Consider the following 22725-nt stretch of genomic DNA (forward strand, 5'->3'; position numbering starts at 1 on the left):
TGCCAGGATCACGGCATGTCCCGACCCGGTTCCCACGGCACGCTGCTCACCGTCGCCCCGACCGGGGCCGAGCACGCCAAGGCCGACGTCCCGCAGCTGCCGGTCACGCTGGACGAGCTGGTCGCCGCCGCGCAGGCGTGCGAGCAGGTCGGGGCCGCGATGGTGCACGTCCACATCCGCGGCGACGACACCCGCCCGACGCTCGACCTCGGGCGGCTCAAGGACACCGTGGGGGCGCTGCGCGAGCGGACGTCGCTGATCGTGCAGCTCTCCACCGGCGGGGCGGTCACCGACCCGGAGGCCGACCGGCTGCGCGTGCTCGACGCCCTGCCGGACTCGGCGTCCTGCACGATGGGGACGGTGAACTTCGGCGAGGACGTCTTCCTCAACCGGTGGGAGTTCGTGGTCTCGCTGCACAAGGCGATGCAGGAACGCGCGATCGTGCCGGAGTACGAGATCTTCGACCTCGGCCAGCTCGCGTCGCTGCGCCGGCTGCTCGACCAGCACGGCCTGCCGGCGGGCGGGAAGGTGCACGTCGACCTGGTGATGGGCGTGCCGGGCGGGATGCCCGGCGACGTGGAGACGCTGGTCGCCGCGCTGCGGCTGCTGCCGGACGGGGCGTCGTTCTCGGCGACCGGGATCGGCCGGACGTCGCTGCCGGTGATGCTCGCCGCGCTGAGCGCGGGCGGGCACCTGCGGGTCGGGATGGAGGACACCACCACCTACGCCAAAGGGCAGCCGGTGCGGGACAACGCCCAACTGGTGGCGCGCGCCGCGGGGCTCGCGAAGATCGCCCAGCGACCGCCGCTGTCACCCGTCGAGGCGCGTGACCTACTCGGCGTGCGCAGTCCGGTACAGGTTTGAAACAACTTTGGAAGCAGGTTTGTGTTGGCGGGTGGGCAGGAACTACCTCAGGATGAGTACGTGATCGAGGTGCGTCCTGGCGGGCGCCGCCGAATCGACCGGGTGCTCGCCCCCGACTACACCGAGGGGGTCGAGCGGCTCCCGCTCGCCGAGGTGCGCGCGCTGCGCGACGAAGCGGCCCAGGAGGAGACCGACCTGTCGTACCTGCGGCGGCTGTTGCACGCGCGGATCGACATCGTGCGGGCCGAGCAGGCGCGCCGGGCCGACGGCGGGTCGGCGGTGGTGGACCAGCTGGCCACGATCCTCGCCTCGAACGCGGTGGGGCCGGCGACCGGGCTGGGGCGCTACCAGACGCAGGAGCCCTCACGGGCGGAGGCGCACCGGCGGCACGTCGAGGCGCTGGTGTCGGACGTGGACCTGTCGGACGTGAGCTCGCTGACCGACGACAAGCTGGACCTGGCGCTGCGGACGTTCGTGAACGAGGAGGCCTCGGTCTCCGGGCGGCGGCGCGAGGTGCAGGTCGTGGTGGACCGGTTGAACGCGGAGATCGCGGGCCGGTACCAGAACGGGAGCGCCTCGGTGGACGAGCTGCTGGCCGCGGAACGCGGCTGGCCGACGAACCCGAACCGCGAGAAGGAATAGCCGACTGATCGCCGGGGTTCACCCTCCGCCACGACCCCCGGCCTTCGGCTCCTTCCGCTCCCTCGCACCTTCCGCTCCTCCGCACCTTCCACGTCTTCCACGTCTTCCGCGCCCCGCTCTCTCGGCGCCCTCCGCTGTCTGCCGGCAGCCCCTCACCTCTCCCACTTCTTCCTCCCTCCGCTCGCTTTTCGCGGCACACACCCTCCTTCCGGGTTCAGATCCCCACCCGATCGTGATCTTGCCCCGCTCGAACTCCTGTTCGAAAATAGACATCACAGGGCAGCGGAACAACGAACCCGGACACGGAGGTGATCAACCCTGGACGTACCAACAACTGGGATGAGTCTCCCAAATCCTGAACGGTCGCCCTAGCGTGCAGGCATGGGGTACCGCTGGGTGGTTCTCGCCGTCGGCGCGCTGGCACAGGGCACGAACGCCGCGGTGTTCCTCGGGCTCCCGGCGATCACCCCGCAGCTGCGCGAGCACTTCGACCTGACGCTGCCCCAGGTCGGGCTGCTGCTCGGCGCGGTGAACCTGGGCACGATGCTCACGCTGGTGCCGTGGGGTGCGGCGGCGGACCGCCGGGGTGAACGCGTCGTGATGACCATCGGCGGCGCGGGTGCCGCGGTGTCCCTGGCGATGGCGGCGGTGGACGGCCCGGTCGTGGCGGGCCTGGCGTTGGTGGTGGCGGGCCTGTTCGGGGCGAGCGTCAACGCGGCGAGCGGCCGCGCCGTGATGACGTGGTTCCCGGCGGACCGCCGCGGCCTGGCCATGGGCATCCGCCAGACGGCGACCCCGCTGGGAGCGGCACTGACGGCCGCAGTGCTCCCGGCGGTGGCGGTGGGCGCGGGCGTGCCCGCGGCGTTCGTGGCACTGGCGGCGTTCACGGGGTTCGTGGCGGTCGCGATCGCCGTCCTGGTCCGCGAACCCCCGTGGGCGTCCCGGGCCACCGACGCCAAGGGCGGCGCTTCCCTCGGGGTGATCCTGAAGGACCCGGCGTTGATCCGTCTCAGCGCCGCCGGCGCGCTCCTGGTGGTGCCCCAGTTCACCGCAGCGGCTCTGATGGTCGAGTTGCTGCACGGCCACCGAGGGGTCGCGGTGGGCACGGCAGCGGCGTTGTTGGCCGTGTCCCAGGTGCTCGGGGGCCTGGGGCGGCTGGGCACGGGGGCGTGGTCGGACCGGACCCAGGACCGGATCACCCCGCTGAAGACCATGAGCGTCGCCATCGCCGCGGGCTTCGCCCTGACCGCGGCCCTGGTCGACCAGGCCCCCACGCCGGTGCTGGCCGTCGCCCTGATCGCAACGGCGGCCCTGGCCCTGGCGTGGAACGGCCTGGCGCTCACCGCCACCGCCGAACTGGCACCCGAGGGCCGGAGCGGCACCGCCCTGGGAATGCAGAACACCGCCAACTACCTGAGCGCGACCATCACCCCACCGGTGGCGAGCTGGCTGGCCGCCACGACCGGCTGGCCCACCGCCCTCCTGCTGGCCGCCCTGGCAGCCGCCACCGCCCGCGTCCTCCTGACCCGAACTCCCACCCCGACCCGCACCTGAACCACCCCGACCACTCCCAGGTCCAGGCGCGAGCGGGCCGGGTTTGTCTGGTTCGGGCGGGTTTGTGGGGTTCGGGGTGGAGTCGAGGCCTAACCGTGACGTTCGCGGCGGGCCAGTTCGCCCCAGAACTCGCGGAGGTGTTCGTAGCGGAGGGCCACCTCTTCGGCGTTGCCCTCTTCCAGGGCGTCGACGATCGCGTTGACGTCCTGCGCCGAGGAGTCCTCCAGCAGGTCCTTGTCCTCGATCAACTGCACGAGGCCGCCGTAGTCCAGCTCCACCGCGGCGTCCGGCGAGAAGTGGTCGAGCCAGCGGGCTGTGTCGGACAACACCTTCGCCGGGCCTTCGTCGCCCAGGGACCTCGACACGACCTTCCGCGCCCGTGCCACCCGGTGCCGGGCGTCGCTCATCGCGACCCGCCACGACACCTGGCGCTCGGGGTCGTCGCGCGGGGCCAGGACGATCCGCCGGGCGTCCGGGTCCACCAGCGCGAACCACGGCAGCGGCACGGTCCACGTCGTGGAGATCACGTGCACCGCCCCGCCGGTCAGCTCGGCCATCACGGACGCGGCCCGCGCCCGGATCGCGTCCGGCCCCACCGACAGCGACAGCGCGGCGTCCTGCAACGGGCCGGTGGAGGTCGCCAGGAACCCGACCAGCGCCGCCGCCGACCTCGCGCGGAGGTCCAGCGGGCACACCAGGGGGCCGGGTCCGACCTCGCCGGGCACTTCGGCGGGGCTGATGGTCATCACGTCGAACGGGGCGTCGGGCGCGACACTCCCGTCCGACCGCTCGCCGGGGAGCAGGCGACGCGGCCGGGACAGTTGTGATCGCAACCACAGCTCCCGCTCGCGGGAACCGACGTCCGCCCGGCTCAGCACCCCGTTTTCCAGGGCTTTCCGCACCTGGTCGACCAGCGGTGCGTCCAGAGCCGACAGCGGTTCGTACACCCTGAGGTAGGCGACGAACGGTCGAGGCACGCGCGCATCCTCCCATGGGGAAGATTGGCGGCACGTGTCACGCCTACCGCGTCGCGAGGAACCCCTTCGACACGGTACGGTAGTTACCAGGAACTAGTTGTCGAGACGAGTGGGGCCGCCGTTCCCCCGGCCGCCCCCGTCCCTGTGCGAGGGGGTCGAGCCATGGGGCGCGGCCGAGCGAAGGCCAAGCAGACGAAGGTGGCGAGGGAGCTGAAGTACAGCTCTCACAACACCGACTTTGACGCCTTGCAACGCGAGCTGTCCGGCGATTCCGACAGCGGCGTACGCCGTAGCGATGAACGCTACGACGACGCCGCTTCGGACGACGAGTACGACGACTACCGTCGCTGACGCATCACACCCGCTGAGAAGGTTGGGCTGCCGGTTCCGCACCGGCAGCCCAACCTTTGACGCGGGCCCTACAACGCCCTGGCGTACTGCCTCGGCGGAGTTACCTGTGCCCCGAGTTCCCTGGCCGCGCGCAGCGGCCAGTTCGGGTCGCGCAGGAGCTCCCGCGCGAGCAGGACCAGGTCGGCCGATCCGTCGGTGACGATCTGCTCAGCCTGCCGGGCCTCGGTGGGCACGTCGGCCTTCCTCCGCACGGCCTCGGCGAACCGCACCTGGTAGCCGGGCCCGAGGGGGATGTCCGCGTGGGGCACGTTGCCGCCGGTGGAGACGTCGACCAGGTCGACGCCCAGGGCGGCGAGGTCGTGCGCGAGTTCGACGCTGTCCTCTTCCGCCCACCCGCCGCCGACCCAGTCGGTGGCCGAGATCCGGACGAACAGGGCCACGTCCTCGCCGACCGCCGCGCGCACCGCCGAGGTCACCTCGCGGGTCAGCCGGGTCCGATTTTCCCGGGAACCTCCGTATTCGTCGGTTCGTTTGTTGCTCAGCGGCGACAGGAACTGGTGCAAGAGGTAACCATGGGCGGCGTGGACCTCGACGACCTCGAAGCCGGCCGCGACGGCCCGGCGCGCGGCGGCGGCGAAGTCCGCCACGACCTGGTCGATGCCGGCCCGGTCGAGCGCCTCGGGCACCCGGTAGCCGGCGGCGAACGGCTCGGTGCCCGGCGCGACCGGGGTCCAGCCGCCGTCCTCGTCGGCCACGCCGCCGTTCCGGTCGTCGAAGGGCGGGTGGGTGGAGCCCTTGCGGCCCGCGTGGGCGAGTTGCACGCCGGGCACGGAGCCGTGCTCGCGGAGGAACCGGGTGATCGGCCGCCACGCCTCGACGTGCCGGTCGTCCCACAATCCGGTATCGGCCGGCGAGATGCGGCCCACCGCCTGGACGGCGGTCGCCTCGGTGAACACCAGCCCGGCGCCACCCAGCGCACGCGCGCCGAGGTGGACCAGGTGCCAATCGTCGGGGAAGCCGTCACGGGCGGAGTACTGGCACATCGGGCTGACCGCGATCCGGTTCTGGAGCGTGACGGAGCGGAGGGTCAGCGGGGTGAACAGCGCACTCACATGCGTCTCCTCGGGTGGTTCCGGTACGACAACGGGTCCTTCGGGGTACCTCGACAGGTCCAAGGTCCCGGATCGGACAGGTTGTTCCCGTCGGACCGGCCGTCCCACCGCACGGGAGCTGCGCAATTCCATTCGATTCGGTATTGCGCGTGCATTAGCACGTGATCTTGAATGGGGGGTCGGTACGCAAAACGCTCTACAGACAGGGCCAGTTACGCCCATTCGGGTGTACTGTCCGCAGCACGTTCGGGGAGACCATCACTTGCCGCCCGACGCAGGTCGGTTCGAATTCCAGTTCCCGCCGGTCACGACAGTAACAGGATCCACATGCTGCCCATGCCGACCACGATGACACAGGATCCAGGGTGGCCCAGCAACAGTCTGCTGGGTCGCCTCCGCGACAACACCCGACAAGAACTGCTGAACATCGGCACGGTCGTGCGGTACACGGCCGACCGGGAGGTCATCGAGCAGGACGCGAAAGACACTCACGTCCTTCTGCTGCTCGACGGCGTGGTGAAGGTGCAGACCACCGACGAGACGGGCGACACCGCCCTGCTCGCGATCCGGGTCGCGGGCGACCTGGTGGGCGAGATGGCGGCCCTGGACCAGAAACCGCGCTCGGCCACCGTCGTGACGTGCGGCGACGTGGTGGCGAAGCTGATCACCAGTGGTGAGCTGATGAGCTTCCTGCACCGGCGCAACGACGTGTTCGTGGAATTGATCGGGATGATCAACGACCGGCTGCGCTGGGCCAACCAGCGCCGCCGCGATTTCCTGTCCCACCCCGCCGCCGAACGGGTGGCCCGAGTGCTCGCCGAATTGGTGCAGACCTACGGCCGGGAAGAGGCCGCGGGCTGGACCCTCGGAATTCCGCTGACCAAGGTCGAGCTCGCCTCCATCGCCGGGATGAAGCCCCGCACGGCGGAGAAGGCGTTCAGCGACTTGCGGAAAGCGGGAGTCGTCGTCAGCCACCTGCGACGTGACGTGCTGGTGCCCGACCTGGAGAGCCTGCGGAAATTCGCGGGCATCTGAGGTCAGGCCGCAGTTTTGCGGTATTCGCCCCGGTGCAGTACTCCAGAGTGACTCTGCACTGCACGGTGACTACGCGCGGCTACACCTGCGCACCACGTCGAAAGGGCGAGTCGATGAGTCCTGCCACCTTCCGGCGCAGTCTGCTGGTCTGCTGTGACCTGAGGCGCTACGGCGCGGCAGACGACCAGCTCCAGCGCGAGCTGCAAGAACTGCTGGTCCGCTGCCTGGACCGGGCCGGTGCGGCGGCCGGTCTGGACCGGTCCACCTGGCACCGCCAGGCCAAGGGCGACGAGGAATGGGCGGTGTTGCCTCCGGAGAGCCCGGAACACGTCGTCGTCGACACCTACGTCCGCGGGCTGAACGCGGAACTGACGTCGGCGAACCGCTACCGGGTGCCGGAGGCGCGCGCCCGGATGCGCCTGGCCATCCACCACGGCGCGGTGGTGGAGGGCGCGAACGGATTCCCCGGCCAGGATTCCGTGCTGGTCTCACGGCTGCTCAACAGCAAACCGGCGCACGTCGCGCTGGAGGAGTTCCCGGACGCGGACCTGGTCGTGGTGCTCTCCGAGATCGTGTACTCCTCGCTGGTGCTGGCCGGGCACACGACCCTGCGCCCGACCGACTTCCGCCGGGTCGAAGTGGTGGAGAAGACCTTCCACGGGCACGGCTGGATGTGGATCCCGAACGGGGACGTCCACGCGTTGGACCTGGCGGACGGGCCGGTCGCGCGGCAGACGCCGGCGGTGAACCAGAACGCCGTCGCGAGCGGCGGTTCGACGGTGATCCAGGCCGGGCGGGACGCGAGCGTGCCGACCTTCCAGCGCGCCGACATGATCCAGAACTTCGACGGCAACGACCAGCGCGGCTCGCACTTCGGCCCGAGCTTCGGCAAGGGCGGGGAGGCCGACCCGACCCGATGAGAGGACGTGAGGTGCGCGAGGAACCGCTGCGCATGCTCGCCGGAGCCGTGGCCAGCGCGTTGGCCAAGGCGGTCGACACCGACCTGTGGGCGGACCTGCGGGCCCGGGTGGCGGCGGTGCTCGCGCCGACGCTGTTCGACCTCGTCAGCGCCCACCTCGACGAGGCCCGTGGCCGGGTGGTCGGCGCGCCGGCCGTGCGGCTGGAACTGGCGCGCGCCGAGTTCACCACGGAGTGGCGCGGCTCGATCCACACCATGCTCTGGCAGCACCCCGAGGCGGCCGGCCCGCTGCGCGCCGTGCTGCACGCGGTCAGCCCGGCGCTGCCGCGAGTGGCCGGCGAGAGCGGCGTCGTCCAACACTCCGGTGCGCACCACTCTGGTGCGCACCACTCTGGGGCGCACCACTCCGGCACGCACCACTCTGGGGCGCGCGACCCTGGGGTGCACCCGGCGGGATGGCCGGCCGGCTTCCGGTAGCGGAGCCAACCAGCTCGCCGTCGTGCTGGTCGCCCGGTCGTTCCTGCTGTCCACAGTGGACACGGCCAACGACGATGCGCTCCGGCGCGTCTCGCTGACCACGATCGACCAGCCGCGCAGCGAGTTCGGCCGGCTCGCCGCCAAGGCGCTGGTGCAACGCGTGCGCGGCGGGCGCGAGGGGGCCGGGGCTCGTGACGAGCCCCGCACCTCACCGGTTGGGCGGGCGGAGGTACGCGACGCCGAAGGCGGCGTCCGCCGGGCCGCCGGCCAGGTCGTGGCACCACACCTCGATCCGCACCTGGCCGGGCGTGGCGTAGGAGTTCAGCGCCGTCGCCCGGCACGTCCGGGGTTCCGCGCCCAACGCTGTGACCTGCACCGAATCGGCCGGCCAGACGATGCGGTTGCCCAGCGACGCGTACTCGACCACGTACCGGCCGGTCGCCGTCCGGGTGACGGTCGGCGCGGGCCCGTGCGCCCGCTCGACCAGCCCGGCCGCGTCGGCGGTCAGGTAGGCCGACGGCACGTCGTCCTCGTGCAGCCCGGTGCCCCGGACGTGGCTCAACTGCCAGCGCACGTCCCGGTCGCAGTGCACCAGGACCTCCGCCGCCAACTCCGCACGGCACCGGGCGAACTCCCCGCCCACGGGCGTGACCTGCACGTACCCGACGTCCGCCGCAGGCACCCGCCACACGCCGACGCCCAGCCGGGTCGCCTGTTCCGAGGTGACCGCGGCCGACCGGGGCACGCCCAGGTAGACGTGGAACGGCAGGTCCTTGGGCGTTCCGGCCGGGCCGAAGCAGTTCACGCCGACCAGGCCGTCCGGCCCGTCCACCCCCTGGTCGCGCACCACGCACGTGTCGGCGGTCTGCGCGATGGGCGTCACGTGGGCGACCGCGCCCGGCGCGCCGAGTCCGGGCATCCGCACGGTGTAGACGCCGGTTCCGGTGCGCAGCAACGCCATCTTGCGCGCCCACCACGGGTCGTTGCCGGGCAGCGTGCCGCCCCACGTCGACCACTGGTGGTTCGGATGCACCTGCACGGGGACGCCGAGCGCGTACCCGTGGTGGTGCACCTGCGCGTAGCCCCAGCCGGGCCGCGCCGGGCCGGGGTCGGCGGGCCGGAGCGGGCCGAGCCGCTCGTCCGGGCCGAGCGGCTTGCGGTAGACGGCGACGCCGAACGGCAGGTCCGCGGCACGGCCCGCGTCGTCGACGCACTGCACGTCCACCCACGCCTCGTTGAGCGGGTGGGCGAACGCGTTCCAGTTCGCGGTGTGGCACGTCCCGGTGCGGCTCGCGCCGGACAGCACGGTCCCGCCCGGCAGGCCGACGCCCTTCACCAGCACCCGGTACTGGCCCAGCCCCAGCCGGTGCAGGGTGAACGCGCCGCCCGTGCTGTTGTACGACCGCGCCGGGTCGATCCGCAGGTCCGGCGCGGTGCCGGTGGTCTGCGCGTACGCGCCGATCGGACCGGCCGGCGCGACGCCTTCGACGTAGGTCGCCGCCCACGTCGAGTCGGCCGTGCAGCGCACCCGCAGCACGCTGCCGTGGATGCCGCCGGACTGGCAGCGGACGTCGTCCGGGCCGTACGGGGTGATCTGCGCGTAGCCGGCCCCGGTCGCCGTGCCCAGGTCGGCTTCGTAGAGGCCGGGGCCGAGCCGCCGCACGGGCGCGTCGGGGCGGACCACGACCACGCCCTCGTCCGGTTCGGCGAGCACCAGGTCGAAGCGGGTGGTGAACGGCGTGCCGCCGTTGTGGCACGCCACCACGACCACCTGGTCCGGACCGACCGCCTGGTTCTCCCGCACCACGCAGCCGACCGGCTGGGCGGCCTGGTGGAACGTGACGGTGGCGTGCGCGACCGACTCGTCCGACGCCTGCCCCGGCACGCGCAGCCGGTACACGCCGACGTCCTGCCTGGTGACGGTGATCGGCTGCGGCGTGCCCCACTGCCACCCGGCGATCAGCTCGGTCTCCACGCCGATCGGCGAGTTCGCCGGTTCGACCCGGGCGTACGCCCACTTCGCCGGTGCCGCGACACCGGGTGGCGGGCTGGTCGGCGGGGTCGTGGGCTCCGATCGGGGCGGCGCGTGGGCGGGCGGGGCGGGTGACGACGGCGGCGCGACGGGCGGGGCCGTGCTCGGCGGGACCGGGACGGTGGTCGGCCGGGCGGTGGTCGGCGGGGCGATGGTCGGCCGGGCGGTGGCGGACTGCCGGGTGGTCGTGGCGACGGCGACGATCGGCACCACCTCCGGGGCCGGCGTGCGGGTCACGGTGGGCGGGAGGTCCGGCGCGGGCGCGTACGTGCCGCCGACCGGCGGGTCCGGCGGCAGCGCGGCGACGCCCGGCGGCTCCGGCTCGGTGGCGATGACGGCGATGATCGCCGCCGCCACCAGGCCCACCGCGCCGACGGCGACCCGCACCACGCCGGGGTTCTCCTGCACCGCGCGGGTCAGCGCGTCCACGCCGGGCAGGCCCGCCACGCGCGCGCCGATCGTGCCCAGCAGCCCGGCCTTCGGCGCGGCCACCTCCGGGCCGCGGCCGAGGAACGCGATCGCGGTGCGTCGGTTCTCGTCGTCGTCGGCGAACCCGACCAGGCCCGGACCGAGCGCCCAGCGCGCGTAGTCGTGGGCGTCCTGCCGGCGTCGGGCGCACTCCGCGCAGGTCTCCGCGTGCGACAGCACCAGGTCGCGCTGCTTGGGGTCGAACGGCTGGTCGGTGAGCGCGGCGAGCGCGGCGCAGTGCTGCCGCCCGATGCGGGCCACCACGTACGCCGCGATCGCCTTGCCGGCGGCCTCACGCGCCCGGCCCAGCTGCCGGTCGGCCTGGCTGCGCCGCACGCCGAGCGCCGCGGCGAGTTCGGCGCCCACCACCAGGTGGCCGGTGCCCACGGTGAGCCGGATGTGCGCGGCCATCACCGGCCGCAGCCCGTCCGGGACGCCGGCCAGCGAGTCGGCCAGCACGGCGAGCACCCGCTCGCGGGCCACCAGGTCGTCCACGTCCTCCGGCTCGGCCGCGAGGTCTTCGGGAACCTCGCGGTCGTCGCGAAATTTGTCCCGGCTGTAGTGGGCCTTGAGCACGTTGCGCGCGATGCCGATCAGCCACGCGTCCAGCTCGCGCGGCTCCTGCCCGTTGCGCAGGCCCTCCAGCGCCCGCACGACGACCTCGCCCGCCAGGTCGTCGGCGTCGTCGGCGTGGTCGACCCGGTTGCGCAGGAACGGTGTGACCTTGCTCTGGCAGCGCGCGAACAGCTCGTGCCGGGCGTCGTGGTCGCCGGCACGGAGTCGGTCCAGGAGGGGTAAGTCCTCGTCGGCCATCACTGACCTCATCTCCCGTCGCGGGGGAACCGTTACGACCCGGCGGACCGGTGGTCCGCCGGGGTGGACACGGTGCTACAGAACGAAGATCGACCAGTCGTCGAACTGGACGAAGGCGTCCCGGCCGTGCGCGACGTAACCCAGGAACGCGGTCACCACGGGGTTCTCGCCGGTGCTGAAGTCCAGCGAGTACTCGGTGTAGCCGTCGGTGCGCCCGAACGGCCGCTCGGTGAGCCAGGTGGTCGTGCCGCGGGCCCCGAAGTAGCCGGTGGGGAAGTCCGCCGTGGTGCGCAGGAAGACCCGCATCCGGTACTGGGTGAAGGGTTTCAGCGTCACCTGCTGGGTGACGGCGTTCCAGTTCCGGCTGTCGGTGCGGATGAACGCGTTGCTCCGACCGGTGTTGGCCAGTCCCAGCCCGATGTCGATCCCCTTGCCGTCCGGGCCCTCCACACCCCACGGCGCGGAGACGCCCCGGTGCGGTTGGTCCTCGAAACCGCTGTCGGACAACAGGTTTCGGTAGACCTTGACACTCACCGTGTAGCCGCCGACGTTGTCGCCGGGGTTCTCGTCGTTGATGCCGAAGTCGATCCGCTCGCCGACCCGGACCACCGGGAGGCGTTCGGGGATCAGGCAGCCGGTGCCGTCACCGACGAAGAACCGCCGGCCGGACTCGCGCAGCTTGCCGTACAGGCCGTACTGCCGGCCGCCCTGCACGGGCCAGCTGCCGCCCCACGTCAGGTCGGGCTTGCCGGCCGGGCCGTGCACGCCGGACCAGCCGCCGGTGCCGACCTGGCCGACGGCGGTCACGCTGACCACGTCACCGGGGCGCAGGTCGAGCGGCGACGGCGCGGCCCACGTCGAGCCGGGCACCCAGTGCGTGGTCGTCTCGGCCGGGGTGCGGTTGGCCAGGCACTGGGTGGTGGCGGTGGTCGGCGCGGGCGCGGCGGCGGCGGGCGCGGCCAGGGTGCCCAGGGCCACCGCCCCCGCGACGACGAGCGTCAGGACTGCCTTCATGTTTCCCTCCCGGGGTTCGGTCTTGCGGGAGGGACGTGGCGGCCGCGTCGGCGATCTCCCCGACAGCGGCCGCGGTTCACTCGTTCAGAGCAGCTTGAGCCCGACGACGCCGGCCACGATCAGCGCCAGGCACAGCAGCCGGGCCGGGGCCGCGCTCTCGCCGAGCGCGAGGATGCCGACCGCCGCGACGCCGGTCGCGCCGAGCCCCACCCACACCGCGTAGGCCGTGCCCAGCGGCAGGTCGCGCAGGGCCATCGTGAGCAGGACGAAGCCGGCGACGGCGGCGGTGATGCCGACGACCGAGGGCCAGGGCCTGCTGAACCCGGCGGAGCGTTCCAGCGCCGCCGCCCACACGACTTCGAGGACGGCCGCGCCGAGCAGCAGCAGCCACGCCACCTAGGCCACCGCCCCCGCGTCGACCAGGAACGCCGCCCCGGTGATGTTGTGCCCGCCGGGGCCGGCGAGGTGCGCGACCATCGCCGCCACGTCCTCCGGGTCGCAGTAGCGGTCCAGCGCGGTGAACGCGCGCTCGCCGGCCGCGTCCGGACCGTCGGCGGGGTTCATCTCGGTGTCGGTGGAGCCGGGGTGCACGAGGTTGACCGTGATGCCGCGCGGTCCGAGGTCGCGGGCCAGGCCCTTGGTCAGGCCGACCAGCGCGGCCTTGCTCATCGAGTACGCGGCCCAGCCGGGCACCGGCACCCGCTCGGCCAGGCTGCTGCCGATCGTGATGATCCGGCCTCCGGTCGGCAGGTGCGGCGACGCGGCCTTGGCCAGCACGAACGCCGCGCGGGCGTGCACCGCGAGGAGCCGGTCCACGTCGTCGTCGGAGGTTTCCTCGAACGGGCCCCAGACCGCGATGCCGGCGTTGTTGACCAGGATGTCGAGGCCGCCGAACGTCTCCACGGTCTCGGCCACGGCGGCGCGCAGGTCGGCGCTGTCGGACGCCTCCGCGCGGATCGCGATGGCGTTGCCGAGCGTGGCGACCACGGCGTCGGCCCGGTCCCGCGCGCTGGCGTAGGTGATGGCGACGTTCGCGCCGTCGTGCGCCAGCCGGGTGGCGACGGCCGCCCCGATCCCCCGGCTGCCACCGGTCACCAGCGCGGTCCTGCCGTCGAGCTGTCCCATCGTGATCTCCCCCAAATCCGGAACTGATTCCGCTTCCAGCCTAAGCGGAACTGGTTCCGTTTGTCCACGGCGGTTTAGGGTGACCGGGTGAGCGAGCGGGCCGACGCCGCCCGGAACCGGGCGAAGATCCTGGCCGCGGCGGCCGACATCGTGGCCACCCGGGGCATCGAGGGCCTCGGCATGGCCGAGGTCGCGGCGGCGTCCGGCGTCGGCGTGGGCACCCTGTACCGCCGCTTCGGCGACCGCTCGGGGCTCGCCCACGCGCTGATCGACGACTCGGAGCGCGAGTTCCAGCAGGCGTTCATCACCGGCCCCGCGCCACTGGGACCGGGCGCGCCGGCCGCCGCCCGGATCCGCGCGTTCCTGCACGGCCTGACCGACCGCACGCTCGCCCAGCTGGACCTGCTGCTGATGGCCGAGACCGCCGGCCCGCTGGCCCGCTTCGGCGGCGCGTACGACGTCTACCACCGGCACCTGACCGTGCTGGTGCACCAGGCCCGGCCCGAACTCGACCCGGCGTTCACCGCGGACGCCCTGCTCGGACCGCTCGCCGCCAACCTGGTGGCCCACCGCCGACTGGCCGGCCCGACGATCAAAGCCGGCCTGGACGCCCTGCTCGACAGCCTGTTCTGACAACGGAAGCCGCCGGCACGAACATCCACAGTGGACACTCCGACCGGCGCGGGAGAGCCCGCCGTCCGGGGGCGCTCACGGCGGACGAGTGCCGCTCCCGGCCCCGTCGGCCCGGCCGCTAGTCCCAGCCGCCGCTGCCGCTGCGGCCCTGCTTGGTCTGCGCGCGCCGCTTCTTCTCGGCGATCCGGCGCTCCTGCGAGCCCCTGGTCGGCTTGGTGGCCCGGCGGACCGGCGGCGGCGCGGCGGCGGCCTCGCGGAGCAGTCGGGCCAGCCGTTCCCGGGCCGCCGCGCGGTTCTGCAACTGCGCGCGGTGCTCGCTCGCGGCGATCGTCACCACGCCCGCCACCACGCGGTTCCCCAGCCGGCCGAGCATCCGGCGGCGCAGCCACTCGGGCACCGACGGCGAGGCGGCCAGGTCGAACGAGAGCTCGACCCGGCTGTCCGCGGTGTTCACGCCCTGCCCGCCGGGACCCGACGACCGGGAGAACCGCTCGCTCAACTCGGCCGCCGGCACCACCAGCGTCCGCGTCACGATCAAGTCCTCGGCCACACCGGACAGGTTAGAACGAGACCCCCGGCAAAGTCGCGACCTTTGCCAGCTCCCCGACCGTCAGCGGCGCGTCCGGCCCGGTGCTTTCGGCCCGGTCGTCGGTGTTCACGGCGGTCACCGAGAACACCGTGCCGTCGACCGCCCTGGTGGACGCCGTGACCGCGTGGGTCGGCCCGTTCCGGAAGTCCACCACCACGACCGCGACGCCGTCGAACCACCGCATCTCGCACGTGACGTGCTCGACGTTGCCCCCGCCGCAGCCGAAGTCCTGGGCGTAGAGGGTCACCAGCACCTGCCCCTTGCGTTCGCCGGTGAGCGCGGTCACCGCCTTGTACCCGCCCTGGCTGACGGCGAACTCCCACGCGCCACCGGGGTTGCCCGGCACTCCGGCGGCGGGCACGTCCGGCAGCACCCCCGACGTCGCCAGCAACTCCGTCAGCTCGGCGGCACGCGCGGCGGTGGCCGGCTTGGGCGGTGCCGGCGGCGTGACCCGGCTGGACGAGCCCGGTCCCGCCGACGGCGAGGTGGTCACCACCGCGCTCGACGGCTGCCCGCCCACCCGGACGTCCCCGCTGGACCCGCTGGACCCGCTGGACCCGAGCATGGCCGGGACGCACACCGCGGTCACCGCGGCGAGTGCGGCCACGGTGGTCAGCGAGCGGCGGACGGCCACCCGGCGGCGACCGGCCTCCCGGATGGCGGCGACGTCCAGGGTCAACGGCGGCTCGTCGTCGAACGCGGTCTCCAGGGTCTGCCTGATGTCGGTCATGTCCGCTCCTCGAATACGTGGCGGCCGAGCAGCTGCCGGAGGGCGGCGAGGCCCTTCGCCGCCTGGCTCTTCACGGTGCCTTCGGTCCGACCGAGGAGGCGGGCGGTCTCGGTGACGCTCAAGTCCTCCCAGTACCGGAGCACCACGACGGCGCGCTGCCCCGGAGGCAGTGCCGCGAGCGCGTCCCGCACGTCGAAGTCGGCGGGCGCGGTGTCCGGCGCGGCGCTGTCCGGCAACGACTCCACGACCGTCTCCCGGCTGCGGAACCCGCGCCGGGAATCGTCAATGGCGGCCCGTACCAGGATCTTGCGCACGTACGCGTCCACCGCACCGTCGCGGCGCACCCTCGGCCACGCGATGTACAGCTTCGTCAACGCGGTCTGCACGAGATCCTGCGCTCGGTGCCAGTCACCGCACAGCAGGTACGCGGTCCGCCTCAGCACCAACGCGCGGGCGTCCACGAACTCGCTGAACTCACGATCACGCTCCACTCACCCTCCCCAGTCGCCGCTTGATACGCGACGACCACCGCGGGAGGTTGCCCCGACCGGGGAACTCAGCCGAACGACACCAGCGGCCGCACGCGCAGGTCCACGTCGCACGTCCCACCGACCCGCTCGGCGTCCAGCACGAACTCGACCCCGCTGCGCACCGGGAACTCGGCGCGGGCCTCCTCCTCGCCGACCACACCGGACGCGGCGACCGCGCCGGCCACGGAGGCCGTCCACCGCACGGAACCGCCGCACCCCTGCGCCCGCAACGTCAACCGGGCTGTGCCGTCCTTCGGCTCCGGCCGCCGCACGCCCTCGTACCGCGCGGACACCTTGGCCCCGTCCGCCGGCAGCGCCCAGTGGTCGTCGAGCACGCACACGCTCGCCTCGCCGGCCGACGAGCAGTCCTGCGTGGTGCGGGGCAGGTCGCCGCCGACCACGCGCGGCTGCCGGGAGTCGGGCAGCAGCGCGAGCAACACGCCCAGCACCGCCCCCGTGGCACTCACCAGGAACGCGACCCCGGCCGTCACGAACACCCCGCGCACCCGCCGCCGCACGACCTCCGCCCGCCGTCGCGCGTCGGCCTCGACGGCTTCCAGCAACTCGGGTTTGTCGGTGGCGACGGACACGATCAGCGCGAGGTCGCGCATGGTCCCGCGGGCGGCGCGGGCGGCCATCCACGCGGCCGCGGCGGCGATCACCGCGCCGACGATCCCGGCCAGCCAGGACAGGCGCTCGATCAGTTCCCACGGCACCGCGCAATCAAAGCAAAAACGCGCGGCACGGAGATCGAGAACGGCGCAACGACCGAGCCCGCCCCACCATCACGCCGAGCCCACGATCACGCCAGACCCGCGCAATCACGCCGGACACCCGAAGACTCCGGACCCCCGAAGACGACGACGGGGGCGAGGCCGGTATCCCGCCCTCGCCCCCGTCGAGCAGGTGTCAGAACCTCGGGTGGTCGCCGACCAGGTGGGTTGTCGCGTCCGAGCGGCCGACCTCGCCCAGCACCCACGCGGGCACGTGGCGGGCGGTCAGCACGGCCAGCGAGCGGTCCACGTCCTCGGGCGAGACCACGGCCACCATGCCGATGCCCATGTTGAACGTCTTCTCCATCTCCTCGCGCTCGACCCGACCGCGCTGGGCGATCAGGGCGAACACCGGAGCCGGGGACCACGTGCCGCGGTCCAGCCGGGCGTGCAGGCCGGCGGGCAGCACCCGGGCCAGGTTCGCCGCCAGGCCGCCGCCGGTGATGTGCGCGAACGTGCGCACCTCGGCCTCGGCGGCCAGCGCCAGGCAGTCCTTGGCGTAGATGCGGGTCGGCTCCAGCAACTCCTCGCCCAGGGTGCGGCCGAACTCCTCGACGTGACCCGACAGCGGCATCCGGTTGATGTCCAGCAGCACGTGCCGGGCCAAGGAGTACCCGTTCGAGTGCAACCCGGACGAGCCCAGGGCGATCACCACGTCGCCGTCGCGCACCCGGTCCGGCCCGAGCATCGCGGCCGCCTCCACGACGCCCACGCCGGTGCCGGAGATGTCGTAGTCGTCGTCGCCCATCAGGCCGGGGTGCTCGGCGGTCTCGCCGCCCAGCAGGGCGCAGCCGGCCAGCACGCAGCCCTCGGCGATGCCCTTGACCAGCGCCGCGACCTTGTCCGGCACGACCCGGCCCACGGCGATGTAGTCCTGCAGGAACAGCGGCTCCGCGCCGCACACCACCAGGTCGTCCACCACCATCGCCACCAGGTCGATGCCGATCGTGTCGTGCTTGTCGAGGGCCTGCGCGACCGCGATCTTGGTGCCCACGCCGTCGGTGGAGGCCGCGAGCACCGGCTCCTTCCAGCGGTCCAGGCGCAGCTTGAACAGGCCCGCGAAGCCGCCGATGCCGCCGAGCACCTCCGGACGCCGCGCCTTCGCCGCCCACGGCTTGAGCTTCTCCACCGCCTCGTCACCTGCGGTGATGCTTACTCCGGCGGCGGCGTAGGTGGCCTTGGCGGTCTCGGTCACGTCACTGGCTTCCATTGTTCTGCGGGCATCCATTTCAGGGCCGTTGTAGGGCGTCCTCGGCACCGTACCCGTTCGCCAGGACGGGAGCGGCCGAGCCCGCGACACCCCGGATGCCCTCCAGCAGGTGCTTGCCGATCAGCGCGTCCTCGGGCAGCGGGATGGGGTACTCGCCGTCGAAGCACGCCGAGCACAGCCGCGTCTTGGGCTGCTCGGTGGCCGCGATCAGCTGCTCCAGCGACACGTAGCCCAGCGAGTCCGACCCGATCGACCGGCGGATGCCGTCGTCGTCCAGGCCGTTGGCGATGAGCTCGGCGCGCGAGGCGAAGTCGATGCCGTAGAAGCACGGCCACTTGACCGGCGGGGACGCGATCCGGACGTGCACCTCGACGGCGCCCGCCTCGCGCAGCATCCGGACCAGGGCGCGCTGGGTGTTGCCGCGCACGATCGAGTCGTCCACGACGACCAGCCGCTTGCCCCGGATCACGTCCTTCAGCGGGTTGAGCTTGAGCCGGATGCCCAGCTGCCGGATGGTCTGCGACGGCTGGATGAACGTCCGGCCCACGTAGGCGTTCTTGACCAGGCCGGACCCGTACGGGATGCCGCTGGCCTGGGCGTAGCCGATGGCGGCGGGCGTGCCGGACTCGGGCACCGGGATCACCAGGTCGGCGTCCACCGGGTGCTCGTGGGCGAGCCGGCGGCCGATCTCGACGCGGGTGGCGTGCACGCCGCGGCCGGCGATCGTGGTGTCCGGGCGGGCCAGGTAGACGTACTCGAAGATGCAGCCCTTGGGCTCGGGGTTGGCGAACCGGCTGGACCGCAGGCCGTTCTCGTCGATCGCGATCAGCTCGCCCGGCTCGACCTCGCGGACGAACGACGCGCCGACGATGTCCAGCGCGGCCGTCTCGCTGGCCACCACCCAGCCGCGTTCCAGCCGGCCCAGCACCAGCGGCCGGACGCCCTGCGGGTCGCGCGCCGCGTACAGCGTGGACTCGTCGGAGAAGGTGAGGCAGAACGCGCCGCGCAGCGTCGGCAGCAGTTCCAGCGCCGCCTGCTCGATGCCGATGTCGGCGGCGGTCACCGCGAGCAGCCCGCACACCAGGTCGGAGTCGGTGGTCGCGCCGTGCCGGGTGTCCACGCCCAGCTCGCGGGCGCGCGCCTGGAGTTCGGCGGTGTTGACCAGGTTGCCGTTGTGGCCCAGCGACAGGCCGGAGCCGGTGGCCGTGGTGCGGAACGTCGGCTGCGCGTTCTCCCAGGTCGTGGACCCGGTGGTGGAGTAGCGGCAGTGGCCGACGGCGACGTGGCCGCGCAGGCTGAGCAGGACCTGCTCGTCGAACACCTGGCTGACCAGACCGAGGTCCTTGAAGACCACCACCTGGCTGCCGTCGCCGACCGAGATGCCGGCGGCCTCCTGGCCGCGGTGCTGCAACGCGTACAGGCCGTAGTAGGTGAGCTTGGCGACCTCTTCACCGGGCGCCCAAACCCCGAAAACCCCGCACTCCTCCCGGGGCTCCCGCTCTTCGGTGTCGGTTCGGCCGGTTGCTGACGGGTCGGTGACCACCCAGATGCTCCCTAGCGACGAGGTCGGGCTGCGCCACCGAGTGTAAGGCGAACGGGGGGTGAACCACCCCCATCAGGCCCCGTCGGGAGTGACGAAACGCACCCCGGCTAGTCCAGCTTGAGCACGTTGAGCACGTTCTGGTCACCGGTTGTCTGCAACGGCAGCCGGCCCCACAGCCCGTAGTGCACGATCTGCGCCTCGCCGGTGATCCGCAGGTCGGTCTCCTCGCCGGGCCAAGCCGCCCGCAGCTCGGGGGCCAGCCCCGGCGCGAGGGTCACCACCCACGCCTCGGGCACGTCGGTCAGCTCGACCAGCGCGGTGCCCTTCGCGGTCGGCGGCACGTCGGCGGCGTACTTGGCGGCGACCAGCGAGCCCAGGGACTCCTCGATGCCGTCCACGGCGAAGTCGGTGTCGCCGACGACGAGCTGCCGCAACGCCGCCTGCGCGTCCCAGCGCCGCAGGTCCAGCTCGTGCGCGATCCTGCGGTGCCACACCCACGCGAGGTCCGGCGTGGCGGGCGAGAACGTCCACGCGGGCCGGTTGCCGGGCACCGCCGGGAGCACCTCGGCGGCCAGCGCGAGCTGCGCGTCCAGGTACTCCAGCGGGGTCACGCCGGCCGGCGGCGGGGGCAGCCGGAGCTGCACGGTGCTGCCGCTGCGCAGGTACTCCAGCGACGTCTGCAGGAACCGCCCGACGTGCAGGACGAGTTCGGTGAACGTCCAGCCGGGGCAGCTGGGCACCCTGGCCGCCGGGTCGGCCCCGCCGACCGCCGCCCGGAACATCGCCGCCTGCTCGGTGAACTTCTCGGTCCACTGCGGGGTGGTCCAACCTCCGGCCACGCTGCTGCCTCCTCAGGTCTGCCCGGCCATGGTGCCGTACTCCGGTGACTGCGGTACTTCGGTGCTCGCGGTACTTCGATGACTGCGGTACTTCGGTATCAGGGCTACTTCGGCGTCAGGGGAACGGGAACCGGTGGTGATCCCGGTGCGTCGCACTGTCCAGCGGCTAGCGGCACGAAGGGTGGGGAACCGTGTTCGGTGTGCGACCAGAGACGTTGCGCGCGGCGTCGAAGGAGTTCCACGACGGCGCGGACGCGGCCGGTGACGGCGCGGAACTCATCTCCATGCTCAGGCTTGACGCGGACGCCCTCGGCCAGGTTCCCGCCGCCGCCGAGTTCGTCGACGCGCTGGCCAGGTGGGCCGGCGAGCAGTCCGACGACCTGCGCCGGGGTGCCGCCTGGTACCGCGACGCCGGCGACGGCCTGACCGAGAACGCCGACGCCTACCAGCGCGCCGACGACGACTCGTCGGTGTCGTTCCGCGGCCTGGAAGGCGGACTCGCGTGAGCTACGTCGACCCGGAAGTCCTGTACGGCCAGTTGGCGTCCGGCGACGCGGGGCGGGTAGCCGCCGCGGCCGACCCGATCAGCGGCGCGATGAGCGCGGTGGGCCGCGCGGGCGACGCGGTGACGTCGGGCGGCGGCACGGCGACGTCGACGTGGAACGGCGGTTCGGCGGAGAAGTTCACCGCCCGCGCCGAGCTGTCCAGCCGGTCCGCGGTCGTCGCGGGCGAGCGGCTGGGCGTGGGCGTGGACGTGGTGCAGGCGGCGTCGCGGGCGTACGGCCAGATGCGCGGCAGCGCCGACCAGCTGATCGACTTCTGGCGCGGCCGGTCGCCGGCGCTGGACGAGGCGCAGACCCGTGATCTGGCGAACCGGGTCAACGAGCAGCTCAACAACGTCAAGACCGGGTACGAGAACGTGCTGCGCTCGTACGCGTCGGCGTTGACGAAGGTCCGCCCGGGTTTCGAGGAGACGGCGGGCAAGGACGCGGGGTGGGCCACCGCGATCCAGCAGATGCGCACCTCGGCGACCGTCCCGGGACCGGGCGCGGACCCGAAGCAGGTCGCGGCGTGGTGGAAGTCGCTGACCAAGGAGCAGCAGGACGAGCTGCTGCGCACCAAGTTCCAGGAACTCGGCCAGTTGCGCGGGCTGCCGTCCGGCGTGCTGGACCAGGCCAACCGGCTGCGCATCCAGGACGACAAGCAGCGCTTCGGCGCGCAGCGCGACCAGTTCCAGGCGGACATGGACGCCCGCGCCCGCGAACTCGGCTTGGACCCGAACAAGTCCGACGACCTGACCAAGCTGCTGAACGACCAGGAGTACGCGTCCCTGGCCGAGGGCCGGCAGGAAGCCGCGACCCGCGCCGACAACGCGGCCAAGGTCGAGAAGAGCATCGCCGAGGCCGAGGCGCTGGCGCTCAAGAACGGCTGGACCAACGCCCAGGGCGACCCGGACGTCCGGGTCATGGCGTGGGACCCGTACGGCCCGCGCGGCGATGGTGCGACCGCCATCGCCTACGGCAACCCGGACACCGCCAAGAACCTGGCGGTCTGCGTGCCGGGCACCGGGTCGACGCTGGACGGCTTCTCCGTGGGGCAGGCCGGCAACCTGCGCGAGGCCATGGGCGCCGAGGGCAGCGCGACGATCCAGTGGCTCGGCTACGACGCGCCTGGCTGGTCTCCCGGCGAGGTCGACAACCCTGCGCAGGCCCGGGAGGGCGGCGCGAACCTGGTGGCCGACGTCGACGGGTACCGCGCGGCGGGTGCGCCCGGCCAGCACCTGACGGTGATCGGCCACTCCTACGGCTCCACGACCGTCGGCTACGCGGGCATGAACGGCCTGGCGGCGGACGACATCGCGTTCGTCGGCTCGCCCGGGGTGGGCGCGTCGAACGCCGGCCAGCTGTCGGTCGGCCCCGGCCACGTCTACGCGGGCGCGACCGAGCACGACCCGGTCGTGCAGGGCACCAGCTCCGACTGGTTCACCCAGGACGGTTCGTCGATCGGTCCGTACGACGACCGGTTCGGGGCCAAGGTGTTCGGCACCTCCGACTCCGCGATGATCCACGAGGCCCACACCGCCTACTACGACAAGGGTTCCGAGTCGATCCAGAACCTGGCCCGGATCGCCAACGGCGACGGCGGCTCGGTGACCGGGCAGGAGTGGCACGAGTCGCCGCTGGGCCCGTCGCTGCCCGGATCGCACGTCCCGGTCGTCGGACCGGTGATCGACAGCGTGGGCGGCACCGTGGTGGGCGCGGTCGACCTGGTCGGCGACCTCGGGGGAGGTCTGTGGGACGCCGGGCGCGAGGCCGTGAACGGCAACTGGTCGGCGGCCGGGACCGAACTGCTCGACACCGGCAAGGAGGTCGTCAGCGACACCGTGGACGTGGTGGTCGGCGGTGTTGGTGACGCGGTCGAACTCGGCCGTGACGCCGTCGAGGGCGTGGGCGGCCTGTGGGACAAGACCGTCGGGTCCTGGTTCTGAGCGGGAC

Annotated in this window: 23 protein-coding genes and 1 pseudogene; 11 read left to right on the top strand and 13 right to left on the bottom strand. The window is 72.9% G+C overall.

Annotated elements, in window-relative coordinates:
- The first annotated feature begins 15 nt into the window (after window positions 1-15).
- The 3 genes from BN6_RS39775 (at window position 16) to BN6_RS39785 (ending at window position 3060) form a co-directional block, all read left to right on the top strand.
- Complete coding sequence (locus BN6_RS39775; protein WP_015105535.1) at window positions 16-864, top strand: BKACE family enzyme; 849 nt, start codon at window positions 16-18, stop codon at window positions 862-864.
- Window positions 865-924: 60 nt separating this feature from the next.
- Window positions 925-1506: an RsiG family protein gene (locus BN6_RS39780; protein WP_015105536.1), complete on the top strand. Its 582-nt coding sequence runs from the start codon at window positions 925-927 to the stop codon at window positions 1504-1506.
- Window positions 1507-1887: 381 nt separating this feature from the next.
- Window positions 1888-3060, top strand: coding sequence for an MFS transporter (locus BN6_RS39785; protein WP_041315663.1), 1173 nt, complete (start codon window positions 1888-1890; stop codon window positions 3058-3060).
- A gap of 89 nt (window positions 3061-3149) precedes the next feature.
- On the opposite strand, the gene BN6_RS39790 is transcribed toward BN6_RS39785, so the two are convergent.
- Complete coding sequence (locus BN6_RS39790; RefSeq protein ID WP_015105538.1) at window positions 3150-4037, bottom strand: hypothetical protein; 888 nt, start codon at window positions 4035-4037, stop codon at window positions 3150-3152.
- Window positions 4038-4199: 162 nt separating this feature from the next.
- Here BN6_RS39790 and BN6_RS39795 point away from each other — a divergent pair, with 162 nt between their 5' ends.
- On the top strand, window positions 4200-4388 hold the full coding sequence (locus tag BN6_RS39795) for a DUF3073 domain-containing protein (protein ID WP_015105539.1): 189 nt from the start codon (window positions 4200-4202) through the stop codon (window positions 4386-4388).
- A gap of 68 nt (window positions 4389-4456) precedes the next feature.
- Here BN6_RS39795 and BN6_RS39800 read toward each other — a convergent pair whose 3' ends face one another.
- The gene (locus BN6_RS39800) at window positions 4457-5500 is read right to left on the bottom strand and encodes an NADH:flavin oxidoreductase/NADH oxidase (RefSeq protein WP_015105540.1); all 1044 of its coding nucleotides are present in this window, start codon (window positions 5498-5500) and stop codon (window positions 4457-4459) included.
- A gap of 348 nt (window positions 5501-5848) precedes the next feature.
- Between BN6_RS39800 and BN6_RS39805 the strand changes: the two genes are divergently transcribed.
- The 4 genes and pseudogenes from BN6_RS39805 to BN6_RS49420 form a co-directional block, all read left to right on the top strand.
- Window positions 5849-6535 (top strand): Crp/Fnr family transcriptional regulator, encoded by a 687-nt coding sequence (locus BN6_RS39805; RefSeq protein ID WP_231904865.1) that lies wholly within the window; start codon window positions 5849-5851, stop codon window positions 6533-6535.
- 113 nt (window positions 6536-6648) lie between these two features.
- Complete coding sequence (locus BN6_RS39810; protein ID WP_015105542.1) at window positions 6649-7455, top strand: hypothetical protein; 807 nt, start codon at window positions 6649-6651, stop codon at window positions 7453-7455.
- Window positions 7456-7466: 11 nt separating this feature from the next.
- Complete coding sequence (locus BN6_RS47215; RefSeq protein ID WP_041315665.1) at window positions 7467-7931, top strand: hypothetical protein; 465 nt, start codon at window positions 7467-7469, stop codon at window positions 7929-7931.
- Window positions 7932-8004: 73 nt separating this feature from the next.
- A pseudogene (locus BN6_RS49420) lies at window positions 8005-8106 on the top strand (LacI family transcriptional regulator); the annotation flags it as partial.
- 33 nt (window positions 8107-8139) lie between these two features.
- On the opposite strand, the gene BN6_RS39820 reads toward BN6_RS49420, so the two are convergent.
- From BN6_RS39820 to BN6_RS39835, 4 genes are all read right to left on the bottom strand, one after another.
- Window positions 8140-11244, bottom strand: coding sequence for an RNA polymerase sigma factor (locus tag BN6_RS39820; RefSeq protein ID WP_015105544.1), 3105 nt, complete (start codon window positions 11242-11244; stop codon window positions 8140-8142).
- A gap of 75 nt (window positions 11245-11319) precedes the next feature.
- Entirely contained in the window at window positions 11320-12258 is a 939-nt protein-coding gene (locus BN6_RS42800) for a hypothetical protein (RefSeq protein ID WP_015105545.1), read from the bottom strand.
- A gap of 84 nt (window positions 12259-12342) precedes the next feature.
- Window positions 12343-12654 carry a DMT family transporter gene (locus BN6_RS39830; protein WP_015105546.1) on the bottom strand — a complete coding sequence of 104 codons (312 nt, stop codon included), beginning with the start codon at window positions 12652-12654 and terminating at the stop codon, window positions 12343-12345.
- Window positions 12655-13383 carry an SDR family NAD(P)-dependent oxidoreductase gene (locus BN6_RS39835; RefSeq protein WP_015105547.1) on the bottom strand — a complete coding sequence of 243 codons (729 nt, stop codon included), beginning with the start codon at window positions 13381-13383 and terminating at the stop codon, window positions 12655-12657. It abuts the gene before it with no gap.
- A gap of 87 nt (window positions 13384-13470) precedes the next feature.
- Here BN6_RS39835 and BN6_RS39840 point away from each other — a divergent pair, with 87 nt between their 5' ends.
- On the top strand, window positions 13471-14016 hold the full coding sequence (locus tag BN6_RS39840; RefSeq protein ID WP_015105548.1) for a TetR/AcrR family transcriptional regulator: 546 nt from the start codon (window positions 13471-13473) through the stop codon (window positions 14014-14016).
- Window positions 14017-14134: 118 nt separating this feature from the next.
- On the opposite strand, the gene arfB is transcribed toward BN6_RS39840, so the two are convergent.
- The 7 genes from arfB to BN6_RS39875 form a co-directional block, all read right to left on the bottom strand.
- Window positions 14135-14566 (bottom strand): alternative ribosome rescue aminoacyl-tRNA hydrolase ArfB, encoded by a 432-nt coding sequence (gene arfB, locus BN6_RS39845; RefSeq protein WP_041315667.1) that lies wholly within the window; start codon window positions 14564-14566, stop codon window positions 14135-14137.
- Window positions 14567-14576: 10 nt separating this feature from the next.
- Window positions 14577-15335, bottom strand: a complete 759-nt coding sequence (locus BN6_RS39850; protein ID WP_015105550.1) for a hypothetical protein — start codon at window positions 15333-15335, stop codon at window positions 14577-14579.
- On the bottom strand, window positions 15332-15826 hold the full coding sequence (locus tag BN6_RS39855) for a SigE family RNA polymerase sigma factor (protein ID WP_015105551.1): 495 nt from the start codon (window positions 15824-15826) through the stop codon (window positions 15332-15334). The genes BN6_RS39850 and BN6_RS39855 overlap by 4 nt, the downstream gene beginning before the upstream one ends.
- A gap of 65 nt (window positions 15827-15891) precedes the next feature.
- A complete protein-coding gene (locus tag BN6_RS39860) occupies window positions 15892-16581 on the bottom strand; it encodes a hypothetical protein (protein WP_015105552.1) in 690 nt (229 codons plus the stop codon).
- A 193-nt stretch (window positions 16582-16774) separates the two neighbouring features.
- Window positions 16775-17848, bottom strand: a complete 1074-nt coding sequence (gene purM / locus BN6_RS39865) for a phosphoribosylformylglycinamidine cyclo-ligase (protein WP_408005273.1) — start codon at window positions 17846-17848, stop codon at window positions 16775-16777.
- A 19-nt stretch (window positions 17849-17867) separates the two neighbouring features.
- Entirely contained in the window at window positions 17868-19391 is a 1524-nt protein-coding gene (gene purF / locus BN6_RS39870; protein ID WP_015105554.1) for an amidophosphoribosyltransferase, read from the bottom strand.
- Between the two features lie 107 nt (window positions 19392-19498).
- On the bottom strand, window positions 19499-20230 hold the full coding sequence (locus BN6_RS39875) for a maleylpyruvate isomerase N-terminal domain-containing protein (RefSeq protein WP_015105555.1): 732 nt from the start codon (window positions 20228-20230) through the stop codon (window positions 19499-19501).
- 200 nt (window positions 20231-20430) lie between these two features.
- Between BN6_RS39875 and BN6_RS39880 the strand changes: the two genes are divergently transcribed.
- Together BN6_RS39880 and BN6_RS39885 are read left to right on the top strand one after the other, a co-directional pair.
- Window positions 20431-20736, top strand: a complete 306-nt coding sequence (locus BN6_RS39880) for a hypothetical protein (protein WP_231904866.1) — start codon at window positions 20431-20433, stop codon at window positions 20734-20736.
- Window positions 20733-22718 (top strand): alpha/beta hydrolase, encoded by a 1986-nt coding sequence (locus BN6_RS39885; protein ID WP_015105557.1) that lies wholly within the window; start codon window positions 20733-20735, stop codon window positions 22716-22718. Before BN6_RS39880 ends, BN6_RS39885 begins: the two co-directional genes overlap by 4 nt.
- The last annotated feature ends 7 nt before the right edge of the window (window positions 22719-22725 follow it).

The organism is Saccharothrix espanaensis DSM 44229 (genome assembly GCF_000328705.1).
In the GTDB taxonomy this organism is placed as follows: Bacteria; Actinomycetota; Actinomycetes; order Mycobacteriales; family Pseudonocardiaceae; genus Actinosynnema; species Actinosynnema espanaense.

Bases quoted from the DNA above. Each gene is read 5' to 3' on its own strand.
- BN6_RS39775 (WP_015105535.1), top strand. From the start codon at position 16: ATGTCCCGACCCGGTTCCCACGGCACGCTGCTCACCGTCGCCCCGACC.
- BN6_RS39785 (WP_041315663.1), top strand. From the start codon at position 1,888: ATGGGGTACCGCTGGGTGGTTCTCGCCGTCGGCGCGCTGGCACAGGGC.
- BN6_RS39795 (WP_015105539.1), top strand. From the start codon at position 4,200: ATGGGGCGCGGCCGAGCGAAGGCCAAGCAGACGAAGGTGGCGAGGGAG.
- BN6_RS39805 (WP_231904865.1), top strand. From the start codon at position 5,849: ATGACACAGGATCCAGGGTGGCCCAGCAACAGTCTGCTGGGTCGCCTC.
- BN6_RS39810 (WP_015105542.1), top strand. From the start codon at position 6,649: ATGAGTCCTGCCACCTTCCGGCGCAGTCTGCTGGTCTGCTGTGACCTG.
- BN6_RS39820 (WP_015105544.1), bottom strand. From the start codon at position 11,244: ATGGCCGACGAGGACTTACCCCTCCTGGACCGACTCCGTGCCGGCGAC.
- BN6_RS42800 (WP_015105545.1), bottom strand. From the start codon at position 12,258: ATGAAGGCAGTCCTGACGCTCGTCGTCGCGGGGGCGGTGGCCCTGGGC.
- BN6_RS39835 (WP_015105547.1), bottom strand. From the start codon at position 13,383: ATGGGACAGCTCGACGGCAGGACCGCGCTGGTGACCGGTGGCAGCCGG.
- BN6_RS39850 (WP_015105550.1), bottom strand. From the start codon at position 15,335: ATGACCGACATCAGGCAGACCCTGGAGACCGCGTTCGACGACGAGCCG.
- purM (WP_408005273.1), bottom strand. From the start codon at position 17,848: ATGGAAGCCAGTGACGTGACCGAGACCGCCAAGGCCACCTACGCCGCC.